This is a genomic window from Pseudomonas hunanensis, assembly GCF_013393325.1.
Classification (GTDB): domain Bacteria; phylum Pseudomonadota; class Gammaproteobacteria; order Pseudomonadales; family Pseudomonadaceae; genus Aquipseudomonas; species Aquipseudomonas putida_P.
Genome location: NZ_QJRC01000085.1, coordinates 1 through 5550 on the forward strand (window position 1 = coordinate 1; position 5550 = coordinate 5550).

The following is a 5550-nucleotide window of genomic DNA, read 5'->3' on the forward strand; positions in this document are numbered from 1 at the left end:
CCGCTCCTACAGGGGAACGGCGCAGGGCTTAGTCGTACATCACCTTCTTCTTCCAGGTTTCCTCTTCATCGGTCTTGAGCCCGTCGGTCAATTCGTTGTGCTCGTCCTCGGCCGGGGTCATGCGGTCGAGCACCTGGGCGTTGGCGCGGGCCAGCAGTTTCTCGAGATACGTGAGCTGCTCTTCATACACCTTCGGCTCCGGTTGCTTGCGCAGGTATTGCACGCCGCGCTCGAACGCCAGCCGCGCCTGGCCGGGCTGGCCTTTCTGCAGGGCCTGCTGGCCGAGGTTGTTGAAGAACTCGATATGCAGCAGCACCAGGATATGGCGAATTTCCTTGATCCAGTGCTTGGCCTCGGGCGTGGCCAGGAAGCCTTCCTGGGCCGCACGGGTCACCTGGTTGTGCATGGCCTCCAATAAGAAGCGCACGTCCTTTGCCTTGACCTCAGTGTGGATCGGGTTCGGCGGGTTGTTCACCGGTATCTTGTCGCCCAGGGCAATCAACCCTTCCAGTTCGGCGATGCGCGCCTTGAGTTCGGCATTGTGCTTGTCCACCGCCAGCAGGCGCTGGTTGAGGTTCAGCTCCAGGCGTGTCAGCAGCAGCTTGAGGGCTGGGGTCATGAACTGGCCGGGGAAGGTCTCGGTGATTTCGCCACAGCGGCGCAGGCGGTCGGCCAGTTCGATCTTCGTCCGGGCGCGTTCCAGCTTGCCGTTCTCGACCACATTGTTGAGGTAGCCGATCACGATCAGCAGCGCGATGCCCGCCACGATGAGCAGGGTGATCAGAAGTGGTGTCACCGTTAATGCCTCATGAATAGGTTTGCATTATTGAGTGTAGGAGCGAGCGTGCTCGCGAGAGGCCCAGGCAGCCATTCTCTTTTTCTATCGGCAAACTGCGCCATGACTGGATGCTGGCACATTAATGCTGACTTGACGCCAGAAAATCAACGGCAAACGCCTGTGGGCTGCCTGAAACAGCGCTGGGTATACCCGGAAGTCATTGATTTAAATAAATTTCTACAAAGGGGTTGACGCCTGTACCAACCATCCATAGAATGCGCGCCACTTGCAGCGTAAAGCACACAGCGAAACGCGGCAGGGAGTGAAAGCAAGCAGTAATGCTTGTAGCGTGTCCCCTTCGTCTAGTGGCCTAGGACACCGCCCTTTCACGGCGGTAACAGGGGTTCGAGTCCCCTAGGGGACGCCAATGCGGGAATAGCTCAGTTGGTAGAGCACGACCTTGCCAAGGTCGGGGTCGCGAGTTCGAGTCTCGTTTCCCGCTCCAGTTTCTCCGGCAACGCTTAACGGCGGGGCAGGAAAAGAAAACCCAGGCTGAATCGTGAGGTTCAAACCTGGTGCACTGAAAAGTGTTGTGTGTCCCCTTCGTCTAGTGGCCTAGGACACCGCCCTTTCACGGCGGTAACAGGGGTTCGAGTCCCCTAGGGGACGCCATTTGCGGGAATAGCTCAGTTGGTAGAGCACGACCTTGCCAAGGTCGGGGTCGCGAGTTCGAGTCTCGTTTCCCGCTCCAGTTTAAATACTGTGGCGTCTATGCGGTGCAGTGGTGGTGAAGGTCTTGATGGCGCTTCACGCCGTAGCGGTAAAGTTTCACAATGCGGGAATAGCTCAGTTGGTAGAGCACGACCTTGCCAAGGTCGGGGTCGCGAGTTCGAGTCTCGTTTCCCGCTCCAAACATGTAACGCAAAAAGGAACCTTCGGGTTCCTTTTTGCGTTTTTGCGTGCCTGATTTTTGCGCCCCGCCTGTGCGAACATCGCGTTCGCGCAGGGCAGGGCTGCACTCAGCGATAACTGATGGTGAAATCGAGCGCGCCCTTTGCCACGCCAGGGGTCACCCGATCGTTCGTCTGGTAGAAGTGCGCACGATAAGGCAGGCGGGTTACAGGCAGCTGAAGCCTCTGGTTGGTCGATACGTGCTCTGCCAATGGCACGGGAACACCACTGTCATCGGTTATCTGGATGCCAATACCGGTCGCCGTCGAACCGTTGCCCAAGCTGAACAGGCCCAGTTTAGGGTCGATGGCGGCCGAGCCATCGGTGCCTGTCAGGTAGATATAGGCCGTAGCGGTACTTGAGTTGGGGTCGTCCTCGCAGTCACTCAGGGTGATATGGAACGGCATGCTGGTCGTGGTGCTGCCCCTGCCCGGGAAGTCCGCCACGGTATGGCTGCCCAGATCGACCGGGTCGGCACTGACCGCATCGCTTTTCAATGTGCACTGTGCCTGGTTCAGGTTGCCGCTGATTCGCAGGCGGAAGGCGTCAGGCTGATCTGAGGTGCTGCCACGGGCTACTTCTTCATCCAGCAAGACTGGCCCGGGCGCCATGGCCCCGATCTTGACCAGTGTGACGGTCATGCTGATCGGACCGATCAGGATCGGGATGGCCATGCTGGCCATGTTGGTGCCGCGGTAAGGCAGGAAGGTGTCGCCCGTGCTTGAGCTGAACGTATTGGGTGCCCCGCCGCTGAACGGGTGGCCCAGTTCGATGACGGCACCAACCCCCGGGGTCCGGGTTCTGATGATGCTATTGGCGAAGCGCCCGCTGCCAAGTCGCACTGGCACATCGTAGGCAAACGGCGCGGTGTAGTCGGCTTGCGCTTCCAGAAGGCGATCGGAGCTGTTGTGACAAGAGACAGCCCTGTTTGCCGGGTCGGAGGTCACGGGAACCCGCAGTCGAGTGATTTGGTCGCCGATCGGCAAGTCCCTGGGCACCCACACATTCTGGAAATCTGCCGTGAAGGTGGCAGGGCCTGGGCCATTGTTGATGACGCAGCCTGACGCAGCGTGGGCAGCCGGCAGGTGAATGAAGGGCAGGCTGACCAGCAGCAAGGTGGATAGCAGGGTGAGGCGATGGGTGGCGTTCATTGGCGGTTCCAGTCGGAAGAAGCTTCGCAGCGCAAGGTTTGCAGGCGATAGCCTTGTTCAAGCGGCAAGGTGGCGGGGGTGATATCGAAGCGGCATTGCTGCTCGCTGCCCGCCGTCCACCTGGCCAGCAGTTGCTGCTGCTCGAGGTGGGTGGCGACCAGTGCCTGGCCGCCTTGGCCGACCACGGCCAATACCTGGCCCTGGGCATCGCTGACCTGTGCGCCGAAGGGCAGGGGGCGGTCGTCTGCTTGCAACAGGGTCAGTACCAGGCGGTTGACCCGGCGCGCCGGGAACTTGGCGAGCACCACGGCGCCGCGGCGTGGCACCACCTGCGTGGTGCCGTTGTCGATTTCGATTTCCGGGTCGAGCTGGTCCAGTTGCAGTACCAGCTGGTTGGCCCGATAGGGGCGCATGTACGGTGCCAGTGCATAGCCCGCAGGGTTGGTCTTGCCCTGTTGTGCCTGGCCCACGCCAACCCCTTCGATGCCCGGCACATGCACCACGGCATTGGTTTCACCCATGAACGGCGCCAGCAGCATGCCGCCGCCGTGCGCCAGCAGGGCACCGCTGCTGCTCAGCGATAGGTTGCGGTAATCGGCGGACTCGCTGTAACCCATGCCGTAGTTGGCATGGCTGCCCTGGTAGGCCAACGACAGGCTGCCACTTTGCTGGGTGTCGTTGGCCAGCGTGGCGCGGTAGTTCAGGCGCCGGTCATCGAAGTGGCCACTGAGGCTGGCGCGTTCGCTGTGCTTGCCAGCGCTGTGCTGCATGTCGAAGGTCGCGCTGGAGGCGTGCTTGAAGTCCAGGGGCAGGCTTAGGCTCAGGCCGATGATGCGGTCGTTGTGGCGCGACGAATTGAGCGACTGCGAGGCGAACAGGTTGAGGCTGATATTGTGCGGTAGCTGCGTGTTGTATTGCGCCTGGTACTGGCGCCGTTGCAGGCTGTTGTGCCAGTAGTCGTCCTGCGACAGGGTCAGGCTGAGGCTGCCGGCGCTGCCGAAGTGCTGGTACACCGAGGCTTCCAGCCGGCTGCGGCGGTTGCCCAGGTAGTGATCGGAGGCGTTGCGTTGCTGCACCACCTCGTCATAGTCGCGGTAGCCGACAGTGGAATAGCGATAGCCGGCGAAGCGCAGGTTGGTTCCGCTGTCGAAGGCCTTGCCGTAGCGGGCCGAAAAACTGTTGCCTTGCACTTGGCCCAGTGCTGGGCCAAGGTCGCTGGTGGCCTGGGTGGCGTCCAGCGATAGCGCGCCAAACGCCCCGAAGTCGCGCGCAAGGCCGAGGGTGGCGGCGCGGTAGTAGTCACCCCCGAGCACGCCAGCGTACAGCGTGCTTTCCCACCCCATACCGCGGGCCAGCGTGCCTTGCCACAACGCGGGGGTGTCGGCCTCGTATGCGCCGTGGTAGCGGCCCAGGGCCAGGTCGTAGCGCCACACGCCTGCGCGCATGAGGTTGCCCAGGGTGGAGTAGGGTTGGATGAAGTTGCGCACCTGGCCATCGGCTTCGGTCAGAACCACTTCCAGCTCACCGCTGCTGGCGCCCACGGCCAGGTCGTCGATTTCGTATGGGCCAGGGGCGACGAAGGTGGAATAGAGTGGGTAACCGTTCTGCAGCACCTCAAGCTTGGCGTAGGTTTGCGCCACGCCGCGCAACACGGGGGCGTAATTTTGCATGGCGTCTGGCAGCATCTCGGTGTCGGAGGCCAGTTTCACGCCTTTGAACGGCAAGCTGCGGAACACCTCGCCTTGAGTAAAGGTTTCGCCGAGGGTGAGGGTACCCCAGCGTGCCGGCAGGTCGCGTTGGGCATAGGTATTGGTGCGCGTCCAGCGCAGCTCGCCCTGCCGGTTTTCGCGCAGCGCCTGCTGGCTGCGCAGACGCCAGCCGTACAGGTTGACGCCGCTGTTCAGGTACAGGTCATGGCTGTTGTGGGTGCCGTTACCGCGGCGGTTGCTGTGCTGGGCCGAGGCCTGGTAATTGACGAAGGCGGCGTTTATGCCTTCGTCCCAGTGGTGCTCGGCAATGGCGCCGCTGGTATCGCGGCGCAGGTAGGACTGTGGTATCGACAGGTTCAGGCGCAACTTGCCCGCATCCAGGTCGGCACTGGCGCCGGCCAGTTGCGTGGGCAGGTCGATACAGTGGCCTTCATCGCCGGGTTGCCTGGCGCCCAGGTGTTGTTCGCGCACACCGATTTCATCCAGCAGATCGGCACTCAGGCATGGCGCCAGGGTTTGCCCATCGCGGCTGTCGTCGAGGGTGATGTCCCGTTTGCCCAAGGGGCTGAGGTTCAGGTACAGCTCCAGGCTGTAGCGGCCGGCGGCGAGTGGGCGCTGCTCGGCCAGGGCACGCAGCGCGAGGGCGCCGGCATCGGCGGGTTGGCCTGGGCTTTGGCGAATGAAGCCGGGCTCGAACTGCAGGTCGGCGGGGGCGGCCAGGGCCGGCATGCTCAGCAGGCTTGCGCTGAGAGCGGGAAGGGTGGAAAAGCGCAGGCGTGACAGCGCCTGCTGGTGTTTGAAGGGCTTGAGCATGACAGGTGCCTGGTTTGGACATTGGAGCGCGGCGGTTAGGCGGTGCTGGCGGTGACAAGCGAGGCGTTTGGGGTTGGAATGAGGCGGTCGCTTGGTGGGGCGGAAAGATAAGGAGAAAGTTGGGGGAGGACTGTAGGGCTAGTCTGGG

3 protein-coding genes and 5 tRNA genes are annotated in these 5550 nt (G+C 62.3%); 5 read left to right on the plus strand and 3 right to left on the minus strand.

Annotation, left to right across the window (positions count from 1 at the left end; translation table 11 throughout):
- Positions 1-28: 28 nt before the first annotated feature.
- Positions 29-796, minus strand: a complete 768-nt coding sequence (locus DM807_RS12295; protein ID WP_179027418.1) for a hypothetical protein — start codon at positions 794-796, stop codon at positions 29-31.
- Positions 797-1129: 333 nt separating this feature from the next.
- On the opposite strand from DM807_RS12295, the gene DM807_RS12300 reads away from it, so the two are divergent.
- The 5 genes from DM807_RS12300 (at position 1130) to DM807_RS12320 (ending at position 1689) form a co-directional block, all read left to right on the plus strand.
- A tRNA-Glu gene (locus DM807_RS12300) sits at positions 1130-1205 on the plus strand.
- 2 nt (positions 1206-1207) lie between these two features.
- Positions 1208-1283: transfer RNA gene (locus DM807_RS12305), tRNA-Gly, on the plus strand.
- 91 nt (positions 1284-1374) lie between these two features.
- Positions 1375-1450: transfer RNA gene (locus DM807_RS12310), tRNA-Glu, on the plus strand.
- Between the two features lie 3 nt (positions 1451-1453).
- Positions 1454-1529 (plus strand) — tRNA-Gly (locus DM807_RS12315).
- 84 nt (positions 1530-1613) lie between these two features.
- Positions 1614-1689: transfer RNA gene (locus DM807_RS12320), tRNA-Gly, on the plus strand.
- Between the two features lie 108 nt (positions 1690-1797).
- On the opposite strand, the gene DM807_RS12325 is transcribed toward DM807_RS12320, so the two are convergent.
- Positions 1798-2880 (minus strand): fimbrial protein, encoded by a 1083-nt coding sequence (locus DM807_RS12325; RefSeq protein ID WP_012271130.1) that lies wholly within the window; start codon positions 2878-2880, stop codon positions 1798-1800.
- Positions 2877-5402, minus strand: a complete 2526-nt coding sequence (locus DM807_RS12330) for a fimbria/pilus outer membrane usher protein (RefSeq protein WP_060494483.1) — start codon at positions 5400-5402, stop codon at positions 2877-2879. Before DM807_RS12330 ends, DM807_RS12325 begins: the two co-directional genes overlap by 4 nt.
- Between the last annotated feature and the right edge of the window lie 148 nt (positions 5403-5550).

What these genes read in the sequence shown, in the direction of transcription:
- DM807_RS12325 (WP_012271130.1), bottom strand. Translation starts at nt 2,880, where the DNA reads ATGAACGCCACCCATCGCCTCACCCTGCTATCCACCTTGCTGCTGGTC.
- DM807_RS12330 (WP_060494483.1), bottom strand. Translation starts at nt 5,402, where the DNA reads ATGCTCAAGCCCTTCAAACACCAGCAGGCGCTGTCACGCCTGCGCTTT.